This window comes from Microbacterium sp. zg-Y818 (genome assembly GCF_030246905.1).
Classification (GTDB): domain Bacteria; phylum Actinomycetota; class Actinomycetes; order Actinomycetales; family Microbacteriaceae; genus Microbacterium.
In genome coordinates this window covers 46,650-68,645 of the sequence record NZ_CP126741.1, presented here as the reverse complement: position 1 = coordinate 68,645, position 21,996 = coordinate 46,650, and the positions used below count along the sequence as shown (strand labels likewise).

At 71.4% G+C, this 21,996-nt stretch carries 18 protein-coding genes; 10 read left to right on the top strand and 8 right to left on the bottom strand.

The window, feature by feature from the left end; all coding sequences use genetic code 11:
- Positions 1–6 precede the first annotated feature (6 nt).
- The 5 genes from QNO21_RS00270 (at position 7) to QNO21_RS00250 (ending at position 7,155) form a co-directional block, all read left to right on the top strand.
- On the top strand, positions 7–678 hold the full coding sequence (locus QNO21_RS00270; protein WP_257519735.1) for a peptidylprolyl isomerase: 672 nt from the start codon (positions 7–9) through the stop codon (positions 676–678).
- A gap of 48 nt (positions 679–726) precedes the next feature.
- Positions 727–2,169 carry an argininosuccinate synthase gene (argG, locus tag QNO21_RS00265; protein WP_257517352.1) on the top strand — a complete coding sequence of 481 codons (1,443 nt, stop codon included), beginning with the start codon at positions 727–729 and terminating at the stop codon, positions 2,167–2,169.
- Positions 2,170–2,281: 112 nt separating this feature from the next.
- On the top strand, positions 2,282–4,924 hold the full coding sequence (locus QNO21_RS00260; protein WP_257519734.1) for a penicillin acylase family protein: 2,643 nt from the start codon (positions 2,282–2,284) through the stop codon (positions 4,922–4,924).
- Between the two features lie 99 nt (positions 4,925–5,023).
- Entirely contained in the window at positions 5,024–5,710 is a 687-nt protein-coding gene (locus QNO21_RS00255; protein WP_257513812.1) for an SRPBCC family protein, read from the top strand.
- Positions 5,707–7,155, top strand: coding sequence for a phytoene desaturase family protein (locus QNO21_RS00250; protein ID WP_257519732.1), 1,449 nt, complete (start codon positions 5,707–5,709; stop codon positions 7,153–7,155). Before QNO21_RS00255 ends, QNO21_RS00250 begins: the two co-directional genes overlap by 4 nt.
- Before the next feature lie 57 nt (positions 7,156–7,212).
- Here QNO21_RS00250 and QNO21_RS00245 read toward each other — a convergent pair whose 3' ends face one another.
- Entirely contained in the window at positions 7,213–8,931 is a 1,719-nt protein-coding gene (locus tag QNO21_RS00245) for a glycosyltransferase family 2 protein (protein WP_257519731.1), read from the bottom strand.
- Between the two features lie 251 nt (positions 8,932–9,182).
- Between QNO21_RS00245 and QNO21_RS00240 the strand changes: the two genes are divergently transcribed.
- Positions 9,183–10,409 carry an alpha/beta hydrolase gene (locus tag QNO21_RS00240; protein WP_257519730.1) on the top strand — a complete coding sequence of 409 codons (1,227 nt, stop codon included), beginning with the start codon at positions 9,183–9,185 and terminating at the stop codon, positions 10,407–10,409.
- Positions 10,410–10,454: 45 nt separating this feature from the next.
- Here the strand turns inward: QNO21_RS00240 and mnhG are convergent, their stop codons facing one another.
- The 7 genes from mnhG to QNO21_RS00205 all read right to left on the bottom strand — a co-directional run bounded on the left by mnhG (position 10,455) and on the right by QNO21_RS00205 (position 17,818).
- Positions 10,455–10,811 (bottom strand): monovalent cation/H(+) antiporter subunit G, encoded by a 357-nt coding sequence (gene mnhG / locus QNO21_RS00235; RefSeq protein ID WP_257513816.1) that lies wholly within the window; start codon positions 10,809–10,811, stop codon positions 10,455–10,457.
- Positions 10,808–11,071: an MrpF/PhaF family protein gene (locus tag QNO21_RS00230; RefSeq protein ID WP_306813652.1), complete on the bottom strand. Its 264-nt coding sequence runs from the start codon at positions 11,069–11,071 to the stop codon at positions 10,808–10,810. Before QNO21_RS00230 ends, mnhG begins: the two co-directional genes overlap by 4 nt.
- Positions 11,072–11,073: 2 nt before the next feature.
- Positions 11,074–11,658 carry a Na+/H+ antiporter subunit E gene (locus tag QNO21_RS00225; protein WP_257519728.1) on the bottom strand — a complete coding sequence of 195 codons (585 nt, stop codon included), beginning with the start codon at positions 11,656–11,658 and terminating at the stop codon, positions 11,074–11,076.
- Positions 11,655–13,220 (bottom strand): Na+/H+ antiporter subunit D, encoded by a 1,566-nt coding sequence (locus QNO21_RS00220; RefSeq protein ID WP_257513819.1) that lies wholly within the window; start codon positions 13,218–13,220, stop codon positions 11,655–11,657. Before QNO21_RS00220 ends, QNO21_RS00225 begins: the two co-directional genes overlap by 4 nt.
- Positions 13,217–13,741: a Na(+)/H(+) antiporter subunit C gene (locus tag QNO21_RS00215; RefSeq protein ID WP_257513820.1), complete on the bottom strand. Its 525-nt coding sequence runs from the start codon at positions 13,739–13,741 to the stop codon at positions 13,217–13,219. Before QNO21_RS00215 ends, QNO21_RS00220 begins: the two co-directional genes overlap by 4 nt.
- Positions 13,726–16,671, bottom strand: a complete 2,946-nt coding sequence (locus QNO21_RS00210) for a Na+/H+ antiporter subunit A (protein ID WP_257519727.1) — start codon at positions 16,669–16,671, stop codon at positions 13,726–13,728. Before QNO21_RS00210 ends, QNO21_RS00215 begins: the two co-directional genes overlap by 16 nt.
- Before the next feature lie 97 nt (positions 16,672–16,768).
- Positions 16,769–17,818, bottom strand: coding sequence for a LacI family DNA-binding transcriptional regulator (locus tag QNO21_RS00205; protein WP_257514046.1), 1,050 nt, complete (start codon positions 17,816–17,818; stop codon positions 16,769–16,771).
- Between the two features lie 59 nt (positions 17,819–17,877).
- Here QNO21_RS00205 and QNO21_RS00200 point away from each other — a divergent pair, with 59 nt between their 5' ends.
- The 4 genes from QNO21_RS00200 to QNO21_RS00185 all read left to right on the top strand — a co-directional run bounded on the left by QNO21_RS00200 (position 17,878) and on the right by QNO21_RS00185 (position 21,944).
- A complete protein-coding gene (locus QNO21_RS00200; protein WP_257519726.1) occupies positions 17,878–19,122 on the top strand; it encodes an MFS transporter in 1,245 nt (414 codons plus the stop codon).
- 9 nt (positions 19,123–19,131) lie between these two features.
- Complete coding sequence (gene nucS, locus QNO21_RS00195; RefSeq protein WP_285178404.1) at positions 19,132–19,830, top strand: endonuclease NucS; 699 nt, start codon at positions 19,132–19,134, stop codon at positions 19,828–19,830.
- 162 nt (positions 19,831–19,992) lie between these two features.
- Entirely contained in the window at positions 19,993–20,673 is a 681-nt protein-coding gene (locus QNO21_RS00190) for an HAD hydrolase-like protein (RefSeq protein WP_257519725.1), read from the top strand.
- Positions 20,670–21,944, top strand: a complete 1,275-nt coding sequence (locus tag QNO21_RS00185; RefSeq protein WP_257519724.1) for a hypothetical protein — start codon at positions 20,670–20,672, stop codon at positions 21,942–21,944. The genes QNO21_RS00190 and QNO21_RS00185 overlap by 4 nt, the downstream gene beginning before the upstream one ends.
- The last annotated feature ends 52 nt before the right edge of the window (positions 21,945–21,996 follow it).

Here is a 21,996-nt window from a genome sequence, read left to right as displayed (position 1 = left end):
GGGCCAATGCGCTCCCGCCTTATCGCCCTTCCGCTGCTCGCCGCGTCGCTCCTCGTCCTCGCCGGATGCGCCGGCGCCGGCGGCGGCGACACCCCGGATGCCACCCCCGAGGCGAGCGCCACCGACACTTCCGCCTGCTCGTACCGCACGGGCGGCAGCGCCGCGGTCGCCGTCGACGCCCCACCCGCGGAGCCGACCGTCACCGGAGAGGTTTCGGCGACGCTCGAGACCTCGGCCGGCCCCATCGCCCTGACCCTCGACGCCGAGCGCACCCCGTGCACGGTCGGCAGCTTCGTCTCGCTTTCCGAGCAGGGCTACTACAGCGACACGATCTGCCACCGCCTCACGACCTCGGGGATCTTCGTGCTGCAGTGCGGCGATCCGACCGGCACCGGCCGCGGCGGCCCGGGTTACAGCTACGCCGACGAACTCGACGGCACCGAGACGTATCCCGCCGGAACCGTCGCGATGGCCAACGCCGGCCCCGACACCAACGGCTCGCAGTTCTTCCTCGTCTACGAGGACAGCCAGCTGCCGCCGTCGTACACGGTGTTCGGGCAGATGGATGCCGCCGGCCTCGAGGTCGTGCGCGAGGTCGCCGCCGCCGGTGCCGAAGGCGGGGCCCCCGACGGACCGCCGGCCACGCCGGTGACCATCACCGACGTCGTCATCGGCTGAGCGGCCCCCCGCTCAGGCGGCATCCCCACCTTCACTAGACTGGAACCCATGTCGAAGGTCCTTCAGTCCCTGCCCGTCGGCGAGCGCGTCGGCATCGCCTTCTCCGGAGGACTCGACACATCTGTCGCCGTCGCCTGGATGCGTGACAAGGGCGCCGTCCCCTGCACCTACACCGGCGACCTCGGCCAGCCCGATGAGACCGACATCGCCGCCATCCCGGGCCGCGCGCTCGAGTACGGCGCCGAGGTCGCGCGCCTGGTCGACTGCAAGACGGCGCTCGTCGAAGAGGGCTTCGTCGCCCTCGCCTGCGGCGCGTTCCACATCCGCAGCGGCGGCCGCACGTACTTCAACACCACGCCGCTCGGCCGTGCCGTCACCGGCACGCTGCTCGTGCGCGCCATGAAGGAAGACGGCGTCGACATCTGGGGCGATGGCTCCACCTACAAGGGCAACGACATCGAGCGGTTCTACCGCTACGGCCTGCTCGCCAACCCCGCCCTGCGCATCTACAAGCCCTGGCTCGACGCCGACTTCGTCACCGAGCTCGGCGGCCGCACCGAGATGAGCGAGTGGCTCGTCGCCCACGGCTTCCCCTACCGCGACTCGGCCGAGAAGGCCTATTCGACGGATGCCAACATCTGGGGCGCCACGCACGAAGCGAAGACGCTGGAGCACCTCGACGTGTCGCTCGAGACGGTGGAGCCCATCATGGGCGTGCGCTTCTGGGACCCCGAGGTGCAGATCGACACCGAAGACGTCACTGTCACCTTCGAGGCGGGCCGCCCCGTCGCCCTCAACGGCGTCGAGTACGCCGACCCGGTGGAGCTGGTCTTCGAGGCCAACCGCATCGGCGGCCGCCACGGCCTCGGCATGAGCGACCAGATCGAGAACCGCATCATCGAGGCGAAGTCGCGCGGCATCTACGAGGCCCCCGGCATGGCCCTGCTGTTCACCGCGTACGAGCGGCTCGTGAACGCCATCCTCAACGAGGACACCCTCGCCACCTACCACGAGCAGGGCCGGCGCCTGGGTCGCCTCATGTACGAGGGCCGCTGGCTCGAGCCGCAGTCGCTCATGCTGCGCGAGTCGATCCAGCGCTGGGTGGGTTCCGCCATCAGCGGCTCGGTCACCCTGCGCCTGCGCCGCGGCGAGGACTACACCGTGCTCGACACCACAGGCTCGGCGATGTCCTACCACCCCGAGAAACTGTCGATGGAGCGCGTCGGCGACGCCGCGTTCGGCCCCACCGACCGCATCGGCCAGCTCACGATGCGCAATCTCGACATCGCCGACTCGCGCTCGCGACTCGAGCAGTACGCCAGCATGGGCCTCATCGGCGGCGCCACCGGCGAACTGGTCGGAAAGCTCGAGCGCGGTGGTGCGGACGAGATCACCGAGCACGCCGACCGCTACTCGGCCGAGCGGGAAGGTCTGGCAGAGGCCGTCGACGAGGCGTCGGAGTCGGCATCCTTCGACTTCGGCGCCGACTGAGCGACCCCTGCTCCCCCGGCCGCAACCGGTGGAGCAGGACGCGCGCCGAGTCGGGATAGCATTCTGAGGCGCCGTGTTCGAAGGGGATCCACGGCAGGACTGGGGATGCTCGATGACGACTCGCGGTGCCACGACGACCGATGACGATCCGTACGGCCTGCGCGCGGCCGAAGCCGAAGCTGCGGGTGGGCGACGACACCGCTCGGTGGGCCGCACCGTCGGCATGTGGCTGTTCGGCGTGGTCGCCGCGATCGTGGTGGTCGCCCTCATCGCCGCGGGCACCGTGGTGTGGACGATTCAGCGCTCGTTCCCGCAGCTGGAGGGCACTGTCGCCGTCGCGGGTCTGGACGGTGAGGTGCAGGTGCTGCGCGACGAGCTGGGAGTGCCCACCATCGTCGCCGACGCACCGGGCGACCTCTTCTTCGCACAGGGCTACGTGCACGCGCAGGACCGCTTCTGGGAGATGGACTTCCGCCGCCACTTGACCGCCGGGCGCCTGTCGGAGCTGTTCGGCGAGAGCCAGCTGCAGACCGACCTGTTCCTGCGCACCCTCGGCTGGCACGAGATCGCCGAGCAGGAGCTGACCGCCCTCGACGAGACGACGCGCGACTACTACGAGGCCTACGCCGACGGCGTGAACGCCTACCTCGCCGACCACGACGGCGCCGCGGCATCGTTCGAGTACGCCGTGCTGGGACTGCAGAACGCCGACTACCGCATCGAGGCCTGGACGGCGGTGGACTCCATCGCATGGCTGAAGGCGATGGCGTGGGACCTGCGCAGCAACATCGAGGTCGAGACCGACCGCGCGCTCATGGCGCGCGATCACCCCGCCGACGACGTGGCGGCGCTGTTCCCGGCGTACCCGTACGAGCGCAACCCCGTCATCGTCCCGACGATCACACCCGACGCACCCCTTGCACCGCCCACGGAGGCCCCGGCCGATGCCGAAGCGGATGCCGCGAACGCGTCGATCGACTGGGTCGAAGTCGACGGGGTCATCGAGGCCGCGGCCCTGCTGCTCGGCGACGCCGGAGAAGGCATCGGCTCGAACTCGTGGGTGGTCTCCGGCGACCTGACCGAATCGGGCATGCCACTGCTGGCCAACGACCCGCATCTGGGCGCCTCGCTTCCGAGCGTCTGGCACCAGAGTCATCTGCGGTGCCGCGACGTGTCGGCGGCGTGTCCCTTCGATGTCTCCGGATTCGGGTTCTCGGGCGTCCCCGGGGTCATCATCGGGCACAACCGCGACATCGCGTGGGGCTTCACCAACCTCACCAGCGACGTCACCGACTTGTACGTGGAGAAGGTGGAGGGCGACCAGTACTGGCGGGACGGCGCGCTGGTGCCGCTTCAGACGCGCACCGAGACCGTCGAGGTGGCGGGCGGCGACCCCGTGACCCTCGAGATCCGCTCCACCGTCCACGGGCCCATCGTCTCGGGGCTGACCGGGGACTTCACCGCGGTCGCCGACGATCCGGTGACCGAAGCCGCGACGGCGGACGAGCCGACGGGAGAGGCCGAGTACGCGGTCAGCCTGCGGTGGACGGCGCTGGAACCGGGGTCCACCGCGGCATCCATCTTCGCCCTCGACCGTGCGACCGACTTCGCCGAGTTCCGACAGGCGGCGGCGCTGTTCGACGTACCCGCGCAGAACCTGGTCTACGCCGACAGGGAGGGCAACATCGGGTACCAGACGCCCGGGCGCCTGCCCGTCCGCGGTGACGGTGACGGGTCGCTCCCCCAGCCCGGCTGGGACTCGGCCTACGACTGGCAGGGCATGATCCCGTTCGACGAGCTCCCCGTGGTCTACAACCCCGACGAGGGATACATCGTCACGGCCAACAACGCCGTCGTCGACGAGGAGTACCCCTACTTCCTCACCGGGGACTGGGACTACGGGTGGCGAGCGGCACGCATCACCGAGCTCATCGAGCAGAAAGCCGCCGCCGGTCCGCTGACCGCCGACGACATGCGTGACATCCAGGCCGACGCCCAGTTCTGGATGGGCAAGCGCCTCGCCGCCGCCTACGCCGACCTGCAGACCGGGGACGGGAAGACGGATGCCGCACTGGCGCTGCTGCAGGACTGGGACACGCAGAACTCCGCCGACTCCCCGGCCGCGGCATACGCCAACGTGCTCTGGGACGAACTGGTCGCGAACATCTTCGTCGAGGAACGCGACACAGAGGTGCCGGCGGGCAGCCAATCGCGGATGTTCCTCGTCGTGGACCGACTGCTGGAGGATCCGTCCGACCCCTGGTGGACCAATCCGGGCCTGGGCGTCGACGGCCAGCGCGACATGCTGGAGCGCACCGCGCAGGACGCCGCCGAACGCCTGTCGGAGCTGCAGGGCGATGACCCCGCGCAGTGGGAGTGGGGCGACCTGCATGCGCTCACGTTGACCAACGACACCTTCGGGACTTCGGGCATCGCACCGATCGAGTGGCTGTTCAACCGGGGCCCGTATCCGGTCGGCGGCGGAGCGTCGGTGGTGGATGCCAGCGGCTGGGTGCTCGGCAGCGGGAGTTTCGAGACCGTGACGGTGCCGTCGATGCGCATGGTCGTCGACCTCTCTGACCTTGACGCCTCGCGCTGGAACCACCTCACCGGCACGAGCGGGCACGCCTTCCACCCGAACTACACCGACCAGACCGAGACGTGGCAGCGGGCCGAGATGACCCCGTGGCGATTCAGCGATGACGCGGTGCGCGACGCGGCGACGCATGAGCTGGTGCTCGTCCCGGCGAGCTGAGCAGGTGCGGGCGGCGGGCGCAACCCCCCGGCATCCGTCGTGTGCTCTCGCCTACGATCGGGACACCGACGACGGCAGAACCGATGGGGGGAGCCCCGCATGGCATCCGGAATCGCACGCGTGATGCGCTGCACGCCCGACGACGTCTTCGCGACGCTCTCGGACGGGTGGCTCTACCCGGTCTGGGTGGTGGGAGCCGCGCGCATGCGGGCGGTGTCCTCCGAGTGGCCCCGGCAGGGCTCGAAGATCCACCATTCGTTCGGGGTGTGGCCGGTGCTGATCGACGACGAGACCGAGGTCGTGGATTGGTCGCCGCCGCAGCGCGTGCGCCTGCGGGCGAAAGGCGGCCCCATCGGGCGCGCCGTCGTCGCGATCGAGGTGCGCCCCCACGATGAGGGGTGCGTCGTGCGCATCGGCGAGGAGCCCGTCGCGGGCCCGACGCTGGCGCTGCCGCGTGCCCTGTGGGCGCCGATGATGCGACTGCGCAACCGCGAGACGCTGCGCCGGCTGGCCTTCCTCGCGGAGGGGCGGCGGCGCGAGCGCGATGAGGGCGCACAGACGCTGCGCCCCGACGCCCCGGAAGCCTCCGACGCGCCCGCCGGGCAGGAGGCGCACGCCGACGTCGCCGCGGCCGACGAAGCCGAGAAGGGTGCGCACGAGCCCGCAACGGTGGACGTTCCGGACGCAGACGCGGCCGGCGCGGCCGCGGGCGATGACCGCGCGGACGACGCGGCGGACGCGCAGACCGCCGCGTCGACCGAGACGAGCGCGGATCGCGCCGGATGAGCGGGCTCGACGCCATCGTCGTCGGCGCCGGCCCCAACGGGCTGGCCGCGGCGGTCACGCTGGCTCGGGCAGGGCTGGCGGTGCGCGTGTATGAGCGGGCATCGCAGGCGGGGGGCGGCGCGCGCACCCAGGAGCTCACCCTGCCGGGGTTCCGGCACGACGGGTGCTCCGCAGTGCACCCGCTCGCCCTGGCATCGCCGTTCTTCCGCGCGTTCGAGCTGAGCCGGCGCATCGAGCTGCTGACGCCGCAGGTGTCGTTCGCCCACCCTCTGCCCGGTCGCGCCGGGATCGCCTACCGCGACATCGACCAGACCGCCGCCGAACTCGGCCGCGACGGGCAGGCGTACCGGCGCCTGTTCGCCCCGCTCGCGGCCCGCTCGCTCGAGATCGCGCAGTTCACGGGGTCGAACCTGGTCGGCATCCCGAAGCACCCACTGACGGCTGCCCTCTTCGCCCTGCGCACCGCCGAGCAGGGCACGCCGCTGTGGAACGCACGATTCTCGGACGAGACCGCGCCGGCGATGATCACCGGGGTGTCGGCGCACGCCATCGTGCACCAGCCCTCGCTCGTGGGCGCGGGGGCGGGCTTGGCGCTGCAGGCCCACGCGCATGCGGGCGGCTGGCCGATCCCCCGTGGCGGCAGCCAGGCGATCGTCGACGCGATGATCGCCGACATCGTCGCCCACGGCGGCGAAGTGATCACCGACCACGAGGTGACGTCGCTGCGGGAGCTCCCGGCTGCCCGCGCGACGGTGATGGACGTCACGCCGCGTGCACTGCTGCGCTGGGCCGGTGACGACCTGCCGCCGCGCTACCGACGCGCGCTGCACGCGTTCCGCTACGGCAATGCCGCCGCCAAGGTCGACTTCGCGCTGTCGGGTCCGGTTCCCTGGGCCGATCCCCGCGTGGCGCAGGCGGGGACGGTGCATCTGGGCGGCACGCGACGCGACATCGCCCTGGCCGAGAACGAGGTCGCCCACGGGCGGCACGCCGCCGAGCCGTACGTGCTGGTGTCGCAGCCGTCGGTGCTCGACGACACGCGCGCACCGGGCGACGCGCAGACGCTCTGGACCTACACGCACGTGCCCGCCGGCTCGACGGTGGATCAGCGCGAGGCGATCGTTCGGACCATCGAACGCGCCGCGCCCGGCTTCCGGGACCTCATCCTCGACAGCCGCAGCGTCACCGCGGCGCAGCTGCCCGAGGAGAACCCGAACTACATCGACGGCGACATCAGCGCGGGGGCCGCGACCCTGCGCCAGCTGGTGCGCCGCCCGGTGCTCTCGACCGATCCGTGGCGCACGGCGCTCCCCGGCGTGTACCTGTGCGGGGCGTCGACCTCCCCTGGGCCGGGAGTCCACGGTCTGTCGGGGTGGTACGCCGCGCGCTCCGCCCTGCGCGAGACCTTCGGGATCCGCACGCCCCCTTCCCTCGCTCGCGAGTGAGTATTCGCGTCACCGAGTGAGTATTCAAGCCATCGAGGTCGCTGCAACCGCACCGGATCAGCGTCTGACGGCACGGGCTCGTCGAACCACCTTCGCGGCGAGGTCGCGCGCACGCTCCAGCGGCATGTGGCGCACCGCCCGGGCGGTCAGCTCGCGCAGCCGCCCACCCGGCCAGCTGCGGTACAGCTGCACGGAACCGTCCTCACCGGCGCGGATGCCGCACACCCGACCCGCCAGAAGCGGCGATCGCTCCGCCTCGGCCAGCACCGCCGGCTCGGCCCGCAACGGCGTCTCGAACGTCCACCCGGCATGGCGAACGCGAGCGACGAGGGTTCCTCCGAGCGACGCATCGCCACGGCCGAACACCCGCAGCGGGTCGAGCTGCACGCGAGCGCGACCGCCCGTGAGGCGACCGCGCCCGGGGATCCGGCGCTCCGTGCGATCAAGGCCCTCGAGCAGGGTCAGCTCCACGCGATCGAGACGGAGATCGCGCGTCGCGTCGCGAACGTGCGCCGAGAGGAAGTCCGCGCCGAGCTCCTCCGGGGGCTTCCAGAGGGTGACGGTCTTTGCGAGCGGCGCCGCAGCGTCTGCGCCCGGCTCCGGGGCCGCAGCGGAACCGACGGCCGCACCGGCATCCTCCGCCGCCGCCTCCCCCTCCGCCGGAACCCGCTCGAATGCGAGGGCGTCCGCCCCTTCCCGCCCGTCCCGCAGGAACCGCACCCGCACGGTCAGCGCGAGCCGTCCCCCGCGCGACCAGCGGGCGGATGCCACGTCGGCGCGGCACACGATGCCCGCCTCGAACTCGGCGAACCGCAGGAGATCGTCGCGTCGCCCGGCGCGCAGCAGCGCCGATCGCACCCGCAGCGGGAACGTGAGCCCTTCGGCCACACCCGGCCCGAACCGCTGCTGCGCGATCGGAGTCACGACGTCGAGGAAGCGCTTGCGGTACTCCGCGGGGTAGCGGACCATCCGCTTTCCCTCGAGCCGCGCCAGGATCTTGCCCCGGTACCAGTGGCGCAGCAGCGTGTCGCGCAGCGGCCCCGGCTCGGTGTGCTCATCGACGAGGTCCAGCACCCGTTCCAGGTGCGGAAAGTAGGTGTCCGGATCGATGCGCGCGGCGCTGGCGCTGCCGGGGTGCTTGACCCACGCGTAGCACGGGCGGCTCGCGAGGATCGAGATCGTGTCGGCGGCGAAGTACGCCTGCATCACGAAGAGGTGGTCCTCCAGCCGCACCCGGCCCTCGGGAAAGCGGATGCCGTTGCGCCGCAGGAACGACGTGCGGAACATCTTGTGCGGGGTCAGCATCTCCAGAAGCGGGTCGACACCCAGCTGCGCGTGCGGGACGTCGCGGCGGAAGATGCCGGCCGGAATGCGGCGGCCGACGCCGACCTCCTTGCCGACGATGACGTCCGAGCCATGGCGATCGGCGTAGTCGCAGAGATCCTTGAGCGCACCGTCGAAGAGCCAGTCGTCCTGGTCGACGAAGAACACGTACTCGCCGCGGGCCGCATCGATGCCCTGGTTGCGGGGCGTGCCCGGCCAGCCGCTGTGCGGCAGGGTCAGCACACGCACGTTCGGCCGACGGCGCGCGATCTCGGCCAGCCGACCCTCGGTGGGCTCGCCCGAGCCGTCGTCGCACAGCAGCACCTCGAACTGGCGCGCGCTCAGCGTCTGCCGGTCCAGCGACGCGATGAGTTCATCGAACCCGGCGCCCGGAGTGAAGACGGGGACGACCACACTCACGCGCACCGGCACGGTGGATGCCGCTGCCGTCATGCCCCGGCATCCGTCGCGTCAAGCCCGGGCGAACCGCCCGGCCGGACGACCTGCTCGGGGGGAAGGGAATCAGCGTGCCGCGCGGGGGCGTGACCCGCGCGCAGGAGATCTCTTCTCATGCCTCCACTCAACACGGTCGGCGCGCGACGGCTGAAGGGGTTGCGTTCGGGCCAACGACATGGTGCGCGCCGCAGCGGCGCTGCGGGCGCTGCCGGCTCTTAGAATCGAACTCCGCCCGGGAGGAGACCGCGATGCCCCTTGACCCGTTCTTCTCCGAGCGCCTTCGGGTGCACCGCCGGTACCTGATCCAGCGCAACGTCGACGCGGTCCGCGTCCGGATCGCCGGCTGGCTGGGCGTGTTCGGCGGCGCGGGCGCGGCCGAGGCCACCGGTACCGCGATGGTGCGAGGGTCCGGCACAGCGCGTGCGGCGCGAAGGTCCGGCGGGCGCGCCGCAGTGGGCGCGTCCAGTCCGGCGGCCGACACCGACGGCGGCGGCGACACCCGCGAGAGTCAGGCCGCCGCGCCGGCGACATCCGAACGCCCCGTCAGCACCCCGCAGGACCGTGCCCGGGCGCGGGCCCGGGCACGGGCGAAGCATCGGCGCGCCGCCGTCGCGTGGGACCGCACCGAACTGGCGACGGTCGGCACTGCCGGGCCCGACCTGCGCATCGTCGACCACCAGGTGCCGGTGGCCGGCCATCCCACCGTGCGGGTGCGCCTGTACTACCCGGATGCCGCAGGGTCCGACCCGCTGCCGGCATGGCTGACGTTCTTCGGCGGGGCCTTCCGCCAGGGCGGCATCGACTACCCGACGACGGATGCCGCGTGCCGCCGCCGCGCGGCGGAGGCCGGTGTCGTCATGGTCGCGGTGGACTACGCCCTCGCGCCCGAGCACCGCTTCCCGACGCAGGTCGAGCAAGCGTACGCGGCGCTGCTGTGGCTGCACGATAACGCCGCGTCGCTCGGCGTCGACCGCGAGCGACTCGGGGTAGCCGGCACGTCGGCCGGGGGATGCATCGCGGCGGCGCTGACCCTGGCGAACCGCGACCGGGCGGGCCTGCCGATCCGCCTGCAGCTGCTGGAAGTGCCGGTGACCGATCTCACCGGCGGGCACATCGACCTGGCGGCGACTCGCGCGCTCGGCATCCCGAGCTTCCTCGCAATGCGGGAGCTCCGGTCGATCGCCGGGACGTACCTTCCGCGTAAGGCCGACGGGCGCAGCGAACTGGCTTCACCGATGCGCGCGGCGTCGCATGCGGGTCTGCCGGAGGCTGTGATCCTCACCGCGGAGTACGATCCGCTGCGACGGGACGGCGCCGAGTACGCGGCGCGGCTGCGCGCCGACGGCGGCGCGGCGACGGCGGTGCGGTACCAGGGTGTGTCGCATGACGCGGCGATCTACACCGGGGCGCTGCCGGCGGCGCGGGAGTGGCACCGCCAGGTCATCGGCGTGCTGTCTCGCCTGCACGACGCCTGAGGACGCGAATACTCACTCGGCGACGCCAATACTCACTCGGGAGCGTCAGCCGCCGGCGGCGGGCGGGGTCTCGCGGGACTGGGCCAGCTCGTCGACGAACAGGGAACGCTCGTCGATCGTGCCGTTGCGGTAGGCGGCGCGGCCCACCATGTGCGCCGACAGCGGCGCGGTGGCCAGCTGCACGATCACGATCGCGAAGAGGAACGCCACCACCGCCCACGACCGCGCCGACAGCGCCACCGCAAGACAGATGAGGATGAGTCCCAGCACCTGCGGCTTGGTCGCCGCGTGCAGCCGGCTGGGCACGTCGTGGAAGCGCAGCAGACCGATCGCGGCCGTGAGGCACAGCACCGCCCCCAGCAGGATGAGGACGAGGGAGAGGATGTCGAGTACGGCGTTCATCGCTCGGCGGTGTCCCTTCTCGCGACGAAGCGCGCGATCGAGATCGAGCCGAACACCCCGACGGCGGCGATGATCAGCAGCACCGGCAGCGTGCGCGTGTGGTGGTTGATGGCCATGTCCGCCCCGAGCAGGCACATCACGAGGGTGAGAAGAACGTCGGATGCCACGGCGCGGTCGAGGATCGACGGGCCCTTGATGATGCGCCACACCGTCAGCAGGCCCGACACGGCGAAGATGACGTAGATGGCGATCAGCAGCATGTTCACAGCGGTGCACCCCCCTGACGTGGCGTCTCCACGCCCGCCGCCTGGATCTTCTCCAGCTGGGCCCGCGATCCCACCGCGCGCACGATCCGCGCCTCCCAGCCCTGGATCGCCCGCCGCTGCATGCGCACATCCTCGTCGCTCGAGACCCCGATGACGTGCAGGTAGAGGATGCGACGGTCGCGATCAGCCTCGACGACGAGGGATCCGGGGATGAGCGAGGCGGTGACCCCCACGTGCGTCATGATGAGGTCGTCGTCGGTGCGCAACGGCACGGCGACGATGGCCGTGCCCGGATACCGCGTGGGGTTGAGCACCTGCCACGCCACCAGCAGCGAACCGCGGACGACCGCGCCGAAGAACGTGACGACGAAGACGAGGCCCCACCAGAGGTTCATCCGGCCCGAGAGCTCCACCGGGGGAAGCCGGAACACGCGGGTGACGAAGATCGCCACCACGACGCCGCTGACCAGTGCGAGCACGGTGAACTGGCCCCACAGCAGCATCCACAGCGCGATCAGCCAGACGAAGAACGGCAGCTGGCGCCACAGCTGCGAGAGCGGGGAGTGACGGTCGGGGCTCATGGCTGCGCCCCCTCTTCGAGCTGCACCAGGGTCACCGGGTCCATCAGCGACGCGCCGATGCGCGCGCACACGTCGTAGAGCGGTCCCGCGAACACGGACAGCGCGATCGTCAGCACGACCATCCCGGTCGTCGCCGCCGTCATGATGCGCGGAATGACCCGGCGCTTGGTCTGAGCGGCAGCGGCGGGGGCGGATCCGAGATACGCCAGGCGCGCTTCGTTCTCAGACTCGCCGTGCTCCTCGTCGTCTTCGCGCCAGAAGGCCAGGTTCCACGCGCGGACGAGGGCATAGAGGGTCAGCAGGCTCGTCACGATGCCACCGACGATGACGACCATCATGAGGGGGGTGCCTACGGATGCCGCGGCGTCGAAGAGCGCGAATTTGCCGATGAACCCCGAGAAGGGTGGCAGGCCCCCGAGGTTGATCGCCGGGATGAAGTACAGCACCGCCAGCAGCGGGGCGGCACGCATGAGCCCGCGCACCTTGAGGATCGACGTGGAGCCTGCCCGGCGTTCGACGAGACCCACGGCGAGGAAGAGCGTCGTCTGCACGACGATGTGGTGCACCGTGTAGTACACGGTCGCGCCGATCGCCGCCGGGGTGGCGATGGCCAGACCGAACACCATGTAGCCGATATGGCTCACCAGCGTGAACGACAGGATGCGTTTGAGCTCGGCTTGGGCGACGGCACCGAGCACACCGACGACCATGGTGGCCAGGGCCACGATCAGCAGCACCGTATTGACGTCGTTCTCGCGGAAGATCTGCGTCTCGGTGCGGATCAGCGCATAGACGCCGACCTTCGTCAGCAGCCCCGCGAACACCGCGGTGACCGGCGCCGGGGCGGTCGGATACGAGTCGGGCAGCCAGAACGACAGCGGGAAGACGGCGGCTTTGATGCTGAAGGCGACCAGCAGCATGACGTGCAGCACCAGCTGCGTCTCTTGCGGGAGCTCCCCCATCCGCTGCGACAGCTGTGCCATGTTGACGGTGCCGAGGGCCCCGTAGATCGCCGCGATCGCCGAGAGGAAGAGGATCGAGGAGACCAAAGACACGACGATGTAGACCACGCCGGTGCGGATGCGCGACTCCGTGCCGCCGAGGGTGATCAGCACGTACGAGGCGACCAGCAGGATCTCGAAGCCTACGTAGAGGTTGAACAGGTCACCGGCGATGAAGGCGTTGAAGATGCCGGCGGCGAGAATCAGGTACGAGGGATGGAAGATCGACACCGGCGTGTCGTCGTCGCCGTCGGCCGCTCCCTGCCCGACCGAGAACAGCAGCACCGCCAGCAGCACGATGCTCGAGACCATGACCAGAAGCGCGGCGAGCCGGTCGACGTACAGCACGATGCCGAACGGGATCGGCCACCCGCCCACCGAGACGGCGATCGGCAGGTCCGAGGCGTCCACGGTGACCAGCAGGACAGCGGCGATGATGCACACCAGGCTCAGCGTCAGCACTGAGACGACGACCTGCGTGCGGCGGTGCCGACCGGCGATCAGTGCGACGGCAGCGCCCAGCAGCGGCAGGGTGACGAGGAGGGGAACCAGCGCGCTCATCGGTCGTCTCCGCGGTGCGGGCGGTCGGTGGGGGCGTCGTCGCGCAAGCCGGGGACGTCCTTCGCGTGCAGCACCGTGATGGGTGCGGTCTGGACGCCGACGAAGTCCGTCGTCGCGTCGTCGTCGAGGTCGCTGACCTCGTCGTCCATCGAGTCCTCGTCGACGGCGCTGCGCTCGCGCACGGCGACGTCTTCGGCGTCGTCCTCGACGGTGTCGGCCTGACCGAGCTGCCACGACCGGTAGATGAGGGCGAGCAGGAACGCCGACACCGCGAACGTGATGACGATCGCCGTGAGCGTGAGTGCCTGCGGCAGCGGGTCGCTCATCTGGTCGGGATCCGCCGCGCCGAAGAAAGGAGCCGCCGCGGGCTGTCCCATGACGATCAGCAGGAACAGGTTCGCGGCGTTCCCGAGCAGCAGGAAGCCGATGAGCACGCGGGTGAGGCTGCGCTCGAGCATCGCGTAGACGCCGGCGGCGAAGAGCACCGCCATGATGACGATCAGGGTCAGTGAGACATCCACGAAGCGGTCACCCCCTTGTCGCGCAGTTCCTGCGTCTGTCGGTCGACCTCGGCCCCGAGGCTGCGCAGCACGTCGAGGACGAGCCCGATCACCACGAGGTACACGCCGACGTCGAAGATCGTCGAGGTGACGAACTCGACGTGTCCGATCACGGGCAGATTCGCTTCCCAGAACGTGCTCGTCAGCGGCGCCTCGCCGAACAGCAGCGGCACGACGGCCGTACCGACGGCGAGCGCCATCCCCACGCCCAGCAGTCGCCCGGCGTCGGTGGGGGCGGCGGCGCCGAGCTCGTAGCGCCCGCCTGCGACGTAGCGCATGACGAGGCCCATGCCGGCGACGAGGCCGCCGGCGAAGCCGCCGCCGGGAAGGTTGTGGCCGGCGAAGAGCAGGTAGATCGACACGAGCATGATCGTGTGGAACAGGATGCGCACGATCACCTCGAGCATGATCGAGCGGTTCTCGGGCCTGACCCGCTGACCGCCGACCAGCCAGGTGCGGGGGGCGCCGCGGTTGTCGGCCGTCTGGGGGCGCGGGCCCTCGTCGGTGTCGACGAGCGGACGGCGCGTGCGGGTCGAGAGGTTCGGCAGCGGCGAGACAGCGCGGGAGAGCGTGTCGGCGCGATGGGTGACGAAGACGAGGGATGCCACTCCGGTGGCGGCGAGGATCAGCACCGACAGCTCCCCCATCGTGTCCCAGCCGCGCAGGTCCACCAGCGCCACGTTCACCACGTTCTTGCCGTGGCCCAGCTCGTACGCCAGCTCGGGGAACGCCGTCGACACCGGCTCGTGGATACGGGCGCCGGTAGCGACGACGGCGACCATCGCCATCGTGAGGCCGACCGCGACGGCGAGCACCGCGCGGGCCACCGGCAGCACGGACGCGTTGTGCTCACCCAGGCGCGCCGGGATGCGGCGCAGCACCAGGGCGAAGGTGACGAGCGTGACCGTCTCGACGAGCACCTGCGTCAGAGCGAGGTCGGGAGCGCCGCTCGTGGCGAAGAGCACGACCATGCCGAGCCCTGTCACCGAGACGAGCACCACGCCGGTGTACCGCTTGCGGGCGCGGACCGCGACGATCCCGGCGATGATCATGATCGGCGCGACGATCAGCTGTGCCGGCGACTGCCAAGCGTCGAGGTTCGCCGTCCACTCGGGCGAGGCCAGCAGCGCTGTGCCCTCCGCCGCGACGAAGACGACGAAGATCGTGCCGACGTACAGGGGCAGCGACCCCCGCTGGGTGATCGACACGGTGATGACGGCCAGTCGCGCGATGCCGCGCAGCACCAGGTTGTAGACGCCGGCGGCGGTGAACGGCAGCAGCCGGCGCGGAGCGCCCACCCGCTTGACCAGCCAGAAGAGGGCCGCTCCCACTGCGATCGAGCCCAGCGAGAGCCACAGGGCGGGCTCGAACCCGTGCCAGAGCGCGAGATGGTAGACGTGATCCGGGGCCGCGACGCCAGGGCTCGCCACCGGCGCGGTGTCGGCGTACGTCGACACCACACCGTCGACCAACGGGGCCGCGAAGCCGGCCACCAGCGTGAGACCTGCGAGCACCACGGGCGCGCCCAGGAACCCGATGGGCGGATCGGGCCATTCCGTTCGCGGCATGGGTTGCCCGGCGGCATCCTTCTTCGTCCAGAACGCACCCCAGATGAAGCGGATGCCATATGCCGCCGTGAGCACGGAGCCGAGCACGAGGCCGACGAGACCGACCACCGCCCAGAGCTGTCCGTCGGCTCCTTCGTTCAGGAACGCCGTGAGGGCCGCCTCCTTGGCCACGAACCCGATGGTGGGGATGACACCGACCATCGAGGCCACCGCGATGATCGTGAACACCGCGAGGGTGGGGGCCTGGCGTCCGACCCCCGACAGCTCGGAGATGTCTCGCGTGGAGAGCTGGCGGTCGATGACACCCACGACGAGGAAGAGCGATGACTTGAACAGGGCGTGGCTGATCAGCAACGCCAGGCCCGCCAGCGCGGCGTCGCGCGTGCCGTACCCCAGCACCGCGGTGAGCATGCCGAGCTGGCTCACCGTGCCGAAGGCGAGGACGCGCTTGAGGTCCGATTCCCGCAGCGCCTGCAGCCCGCCGATGAGCATGGTGAGAACACCCAGGCCTACGACGATGGGCCGCCACGGCGCCTCCAGCGCGAACACCGGCGCCAGGCGGGCGATGAGGTAGATGCCGGCCTTGACCATGGCCGCGGCGTGCAGGTAAGCGCTCACCGGCGTGGGCGCCGCCATGGCGCCGGGAAGCCAGAAGTGGAAGGGGAAGATGGCCGACTTGCTCAGCGCCCCGACGAGGATGAGCACCAGCGCGGCATCGACCACGGGGCCGGTGGGAGCGAGCTCCAAAATGCCGGAGAGGCTCGTCGTGCCGGTGTGCACCACGAGCAGCACCACGCCGATCAGCATCACGAGACCGCCGAGAGTGGTGACCAGCAGCGCCTGCATGGCGGCGCGGCGGCTCGCCCCGCGGCGGTGGTAGAACCCGATGAGCAGGTACGACAGCACGCTCGTGACTTCCCAGAGCATGACGAGCAGGACGATGTCGTCGGTGAGGACCAGGCCGTACATGGCGCCGGCGAAGGCCAGCAGCACGGCGCAGAACTGGCCCACGCCGTCGCGCTTGCCGTCGAAGTACCAACGGCAGTAGGCCATCACGAGGGCGCCGACGCCCGTGACGATCAGCGCCATGACCCAGCCGAGCGTGTCCATGCGCATCGAGATGGCGATGTCGAGGGCCGGGATCCACGAGAACGTCTCGAACGGGTGGTCACCCGACAGCACGGCGGGTGTCAGCGTCAGCGTGTGGACGAACGCGATCACCGGCAGCGCGGCGGCGACGTAGAAGGCGCGGGCACCGATGCGGCTGACCAGCCACGGCAGCGTGAGCGGAAGGATCGCGAACGCGCCGAGGATCATCAGCATGCGCGGCCTCCTCGGGGGTCGCAGCCAGAGGCACGAACGTTACGGGATCGAGTCCAAGTCTACCCGGGCCGGAGGCCGGCTCCGTCCGAAAGGGTGACTACCGCGTCATCGGAGCTGTCGTATTCCCCTCGCGGTACACGCTGCTGAAGCACACCGACGGGGCTTCGTTCCCCTCGAGCATGGCCACGACCGCCTCACCCGCGGCGCGCCCCTTCTCCATCGCCGGCTGCACCATCGTCGTGAGGTCGAAAGGCGCCAGGCCATCGACTGCGATGCCGTCGAAGCCGGTCACGCTGAGGTCGTCGGGTACCCGCAATCCGAGCTCCTCGGCGGCGCGAAGCACGCCCGCGGCGAGCAGATCGCTCTGGGCGAGCACCGCCGTCGGGCGCCCCTGCGGGTCGGCGAGGATCGCGCGCCCCGCAGCCGCTCCCTCGTCGATCGAGCTGCCGGCCGCGGCGTAGGCGGGGGCGTCGGGGTACACCTCGCGTGCACCCTCCAGACGGTGGCGCGTGACATCCACCCCGATGTCGCCGTCGGCATCCAGCCATCCCGGGCGGCGGCGGATGTCGGTGGGCAGCGTGAGCAGCGCGACGTCAGTGTGCCCGAGCGAGCGGACGTGGCTGGCCAGGGCCCGCTGGGCCTCGCGGTTGTCCAGGATCACCCGCGGCACGTCCGGCCCGGCGTCACCCTCGACGACGACGACGGGGATGCCGCGCGCGCGCAGCGTCTGCAGGGACTCCGCGATCACCGAGGTCCATCCGACCAGCACGGCGGCGTCGATGGGGGCGTTCGTCAGCGAGGCGCCCCCCGTGGTCCCGTCCGCATCGTGGCGCAGCAGCAGGAGCCCGGCATCCATCGGCGCCACCGCGTCGGCGAGGCCGTCCATCATCGCGCGCACGACCGGGTCGACGAACGCGGCGCCGAGGTGCCCCTGGAACAGCACGCCGACGATGCCGGAGCGGCCGCGGCGGAGGGACGCGGCGCGTGGGTCGGGACCGGTGTAGCCCAGGTCCGATGCCGCTTGCAGCACGCGCTCACGCGTGGCATCCGAGACGGCGGTCTTGCCGCTGAACACCACCGAGGCGGTCGACGGTGACACCCCGGCGGTGCGGGCGACGTCGGCGATCGTTGCGCGGCGCGTGCTCATGACGTCCCCGATCGTAGCCTGCACGGTGGGGTGGCGAATCGATTCGCTAGGCTGGCTCGGTGGAAGCCCAGCTCACTCGAACGCAACTGGTGCGCTGGCGCGCCGCCATCTTCGCGATCTTCACCGCCAGTGGATTGAGCATCGCCACGTGGGCGTCGCGGGTCCCGGCCATCCGCAGCGACCTCGGCATCGAGAACAGCGACATCGGGCTCATGCTGCTCGGCATGGGCGTCGCCTCGATCCTGGGCCTGTCCGCGTCCGGGGTCGTCATCGCCCGCTTCGGCACCCGGCAGGGCATGCTCGGCGCCATGGTCATCTTCGCCGTCGGCGTGGCGCTGATCGGGGTGGGCACCAATCTCGCCTCGTCCGTGCCGCTCGTGGTGATCGGACTGGCACTGTTCGGCTTCGGCAACGGGGCGGTCGACGTCATGATGAACGTCGAGGGCGCGGCGATCGAGACCCAGTCGGGCAGGACCCTCCTCCCCCTCTTCCACGCGTTCTTCAGTCTCGGCACCGTCGTCGGTGCCGGCCTGGGTGCGGTCGCCGCGGCGCTGCGCGTCGACGTGTTCGCGCACGCCGTCGCCGTGGCCGTCGTCATCCTCATCGTCGCCGTGGTCGCCTACGCCAACGTGCCGCCGCGTGAAGGTGCCGGCGATCCCGCGACCAACGCCGCCGACCAGCCCGGCTGGCGGCAGCGCCTGGCCGTCTCCCTCACCGCGTGGCGCGAGCCGCGCACGTACGCGCTCGGTGTCGTCATGCTCGGCATGGCCTTCGCCGAGGGCGGCGCCAACGACTGGCTCGCGCTCGGCGTCAGCGAGGACCACTCCGGCGGCCCCGCCCTGGGCGCGGCCGCGCTCATGGTGTTCTCCGTCGCCATGACGGTCGTGCGCGTGCTGGGCGGTCCGCTGGTGGACCGTTTCGGACGCGTCGCCACGCTGCGGGTGCTCTCGGGGTTCGCGGCCGTCGGCATTCTGCTGTTCATCCTGGCGCCGAACCTGCCGCTGGTGTTCGTGGGGGCGGCGCTCTGGGGCGTGGGCGCGTCGCTCGGCTTCCCGCTGGGCATGTCGGCCGCCGCCGACGATCCCGCCAAGGCCGCATCGCGGGTGAGCGCTGCCGCCACCATCGGCTACGTCGCTTTCCTCTGCGGCCCGCCGGTGCTCGGCTTCGTCAGCGACCACATCGGACTGCTCAACACCCTCTACGTGCTGGTGGTGCTCGTCGTGGCATCCGGCTTCGCCTCGCAGTCCGCCCGACCCCTCGCCGGCGCCAAGGTCGGGGCGGGCCACCGTCCGGACCACGGTTAGGCTCGTCGGGTGCGTCTGGTTATCGCCCGCTGCTCCGTGGATTACGCGGGGCGCCTCAACGCCCATCTGCCCACCGCCACGCGCCTGCTCGTCCACAAGGGGGACGGCAGCCTGCTCGTGCACTCCGACGGCGGCTCGTACAAGCCGCTGAACTGGATGAGCCCGCCCTGCACCCTCAGCGTCGAGACGCCCGACGTCGCCGGTGAGGAAGAGGAGCAGGTCGTCGAGCAGTGGCGCGTCATCCACGCCAAGTCGGGGGATTCCCTGGTGGTGCGCATCTACGAGGTGCTGCACGACTCGTCGCACGAGCTGGGCATCGACCCGGGCCTGGTCAAGGACGGCGTCGAAGCCGACCTGCAGCGACTGCTCGCCGAGCAGGTCGGGGTGATCGGCGAAGGACTGACCCTCGTGCGGCGCGAGTTCCCGACCGCCATCGGGCCGGTCGACCTGCTGCTGCGTGACCCTGCCGGCGGCACGATCGCCGTCGAGGTGAAGCGTCGCGGCGACATCGACGGCGTCGAGCAGCTCACCCGCTACCTCGAGCTGCTCGGGCGCGACCCGCATCTCGCGCCCGTGACCGGCGTGTTCGCCGCGCAGGAGATCAAGCCGCAGGCGCGGGTGCTCGCCGCCGACCGTGGCATCCGCTGCGTGACGCTGGACTACGACGAGATGAAGGGCATCGACTCCGGTGCCCCCCGCCTCTTCTGACGCGCCGCCGCCCCGCCTTCCCCCCCCCCCGCCTCTCCCCGCCTGTCCCCGCCTCTCCATCGCTGAGACGAAAGCTGACGGCCGAGACAACGGTCGTTACCCACTGTCTCGTCCACCCACTGTCGTCTCACGGTCGGAGGGGGCGTTGATTAGGGTGGAGGGATGCCGCTGCGCTCCCCTTTCTCGTGCGTCCTGTGGGACGTCGACGGCACGATCGTCGACGCGTCCGAGGGCATCCTGCGGCGTCTCGCGGTGACCCTCGAGCACTTCGGGCACCCGGCGCCGACCTACGCCGAGCTCGTGCACTGGATCGGCCCGCCCATGTTCGAGTCCTTCCAGACGAACGTCGGCATGACGCCCGAGCAGTCCACCGAGGCGGTGGCGTTCTACCGCACCCTGGGCAAGGCGGACGGATACACCACCGGCGCCCGCCTCTACCCCGGCATCGCCGAGCTCATCGCCGACCTCGCCGCCGCCGGCGTGCCCCAGGGCACGGCGAGTTCCAAGCCCGAGATCCAGGTGCGCGCGCTCATGGACCACTTCGCGCTCGCCCCGTACTTCGCCTCCATCACCGGGGCCACCTCCGACGAGCGCACGCTCGCCACGAAGGCCGACATCATCGCGGAGTCGCTGCGGCGACTGCGCGTCGCTGGCGTGGACACCAGCCGTCCGGTGCTCATCGGGGACCGCCACCACGACGTCGACGGCGGGGCGGTGCACGACGTGCCGGTCATCTTCGTGCGCTGGGGGTTCAGCTGGCCCCATGAGTCCGAGGGGGCGACCGCCGTGGTCGACTCGGTGGAGGAGCTGCGCTCCCTCCTGCTCGTGGAGGATGCGGGATGACTCCCCTCCCGGACGCGGTCCTGGCCTGGGTGATCCCGGCCGTGGTCGTGTTCGGGGTGACGGCGGTCGCGATCGCCGTCGCGGTGTGGTCGGTGCGCCGGGCGCGCCGCTCGCCGCGGGCCCGTGCGCGCGCCGAAGCCGACCGCACCCGGGCGGGATCGGCCCTGGTGCGCCTCGACGACGCGGTCGGCGAGCTGGACCTCGAAGTCGGCCTCTCCGGAGCGCTGTACGACGGCGAGGCCCCCGCCGCGCTTCGTCGTGCGCGCATGATCGCCCAGCACGTCAGGGATGAGGCGTTCGAGAGCTTCCGCGAGCTCGACGACGCTGAGCCCGTCGACGTGCGCCGGGTGAGCGCCCGCATCCGCACCCGCGCCGAGGAGGCGCTGGGCGTGGTGGCGGGGGCGCGCGCGGCCCACGACGAGTGGATGCGCGCCCACCGATCGGCCGTCACCCAGGTGGATGCCGCCGGTGCGAGGCTGGAGCGCCTGCGCACCGAGCTCGGCGACCCGGGAGCGCTCGTGGCCGACCTTGCCGGACGCTTCGACGATACGGAATGGCAGCAGGCCGCGGTGGCCGCTCGCACGGCATCCGCTGCCCTCGCCTCCGCGCAGCACCACCTGGAGGCGGCGCGCAGCCTCGCGGCAGACCCCACCCGCAGCGCCTTCCCCGAGCTCTCCGTGGCGGAGCGCGAACTGCGCCGCGCCGAGTCGTCTGCCCGCGCCCTCGAGGAGTCGCACCGGCTCGTGACGGATGCCGCGCACGCGGTGCCCCAGGAGATCGACGCCGCCCGCGCCGCGGTCGCCCAGGGCATGCGGGTGCGCGAGGGTCTCGAACCCGCCGACGCCGAGAGACTGGGCCGCGAGCTGCGCGCCGTCACGGACGAGCTCGATCGCCTCACTCCGGTCGCCGCGCGGCATCCCACCGCCACCGTCACGGCGATCGCGAGGCTGCGTGCCCGCCTCGACCTGGCCCTCGGCGATGCCCGCACGGCGCAGCAGCGGCTCCGGGGCGCACGCACGGCCCTGCCGGGAACCCTCGCCTCGGCACGCGGCGCCCTCGCACGCGCCGAAGTCGCGGTCGCGGGTGCCGGGGCCGACGCACGGGTGCGCTTGGACGCCGCCCAGCGCGAGCTCGCCGGAGCCCGCCGGGCGGATGACCCCGTCGAGGCACTGGATGCCGCGCGCCGGGCGCAGCGGCTTGCCGAAGACGCCCAGGCCCTCGCCGACTACGCGCGCCTCAAGAACCGGCCACCCGACCCTCTCGGCCGCTGACGCCGGCGTCCGGGGCGGTGCGATCACGGTGTCGCCCGCCTAGTGTGGCCCC

Bases quoted from the DNA above. Each gene is read 5' to 3' on its own strand.
- QNO21_RS00270 (WP_257519735.1), top strand. From the start codon at position 7: ATGCGCTCCCGCCTTATCGCCCTTCCGCTGCTCGCCGCGTCGCTCCTC.
- argG (WP_257517352.1), top strand. From the start codon at position 727: ATGTCGAAGGTCCTTCAGTCCCTGCCCGTCGGCGAGCGCGTCGGCATC.
- QNO21_RS00260 (WP_257519734.1), top strand. From the start codon at position 2,282: ATGACGACTCGCGGTGCCACGACGACCGATGACGATCCGTACGGCCTG.
- QNO21_RS00255 (WP_257513812.1), top strand. From the start codon at position 5,024: ATGGCATCCGGAATCGCACGCGTGATGCGCTGCACGCCCGACGACGTC.
- QNO21_RS00250 (WP_257519732.1), top strand. From the start codon at position 5,707: ATGAGCGGGCTCGACGCCATCGTCGTCGGCGCCGGCCCCAACGGGCTG.
- QNO21_RS00245 (WP_257519731.1), bottom strand. From the start codon at position 8,931: ATGACGGCAGCGGCATCCACCGTGCCGGTGCGCGTGAGTGTGGTCGTC.
- QNO21_RS00240 (WP_257519730.1), top strand. From the start codon at position 9,183: ATGCCCCTTGACCCGTTCTTCTCCGAGCGCCTTCGGGTGCACCGCCGG.
- mnhG (WP_257513816.1), bottom strand. From the start codon at position 10,811: ATGAACGCCGTACTCGACATCCTCTCCCTCGTCCTCATCCTGCTGGGG.
- QNO21_RS00230 (WP_306813652.1), bottom strand. From the start codon at position 11,071: ATGCTGCTGATCGCCATCTACGTCATCTTCGCCGTGTCGGGCCTGCTG.
- QNO21_RS00225 (WP_257519728.1), bottom strand. From the start codon at position 11,658: ATGAGCCCCGACCGTCACTCCCCGCTCTCGCAGCTGTGGCGCCAGCTG.
- QNO21_RS00220 (WP_257513819.1), bottom strand. From the start codon at position 13,220: ATGAGCGCGCTGGTTCCCCTCCTCGTCACCCTGCCGCTGCTGGGCGCT.
- QNO21_RS00210 (WP_257519727.1), bottom strand. From the start codon at position 16,671: ATGCTGATGATCCTCGGCGCGTTCGCGATCCTTCCGCTCACGCTGCCG.
- QNO21_RS00205 (WP_257514046.1), bottom strand. From the start codon at position 17,818: ATGAGCACGCGCCGCGCAACGATCGCCGACGTCGCCCGCACCGCCGGG.
- QNO21_RS00190 (WP_257519725.1), top strand. From the start codon at position 19,993: ATGCCGCTGCGCTCCCCTTTCTCGTGCGTCCTGTGGGACGTCGACGGC.
- QNO21_RS00185 (WP_257519724.1), top strand. From the start codon at position 20,670: ATGACTCCCCTCCCGGACGCGGTCCTGGCCTGGGTGATCCCGGCCGTG.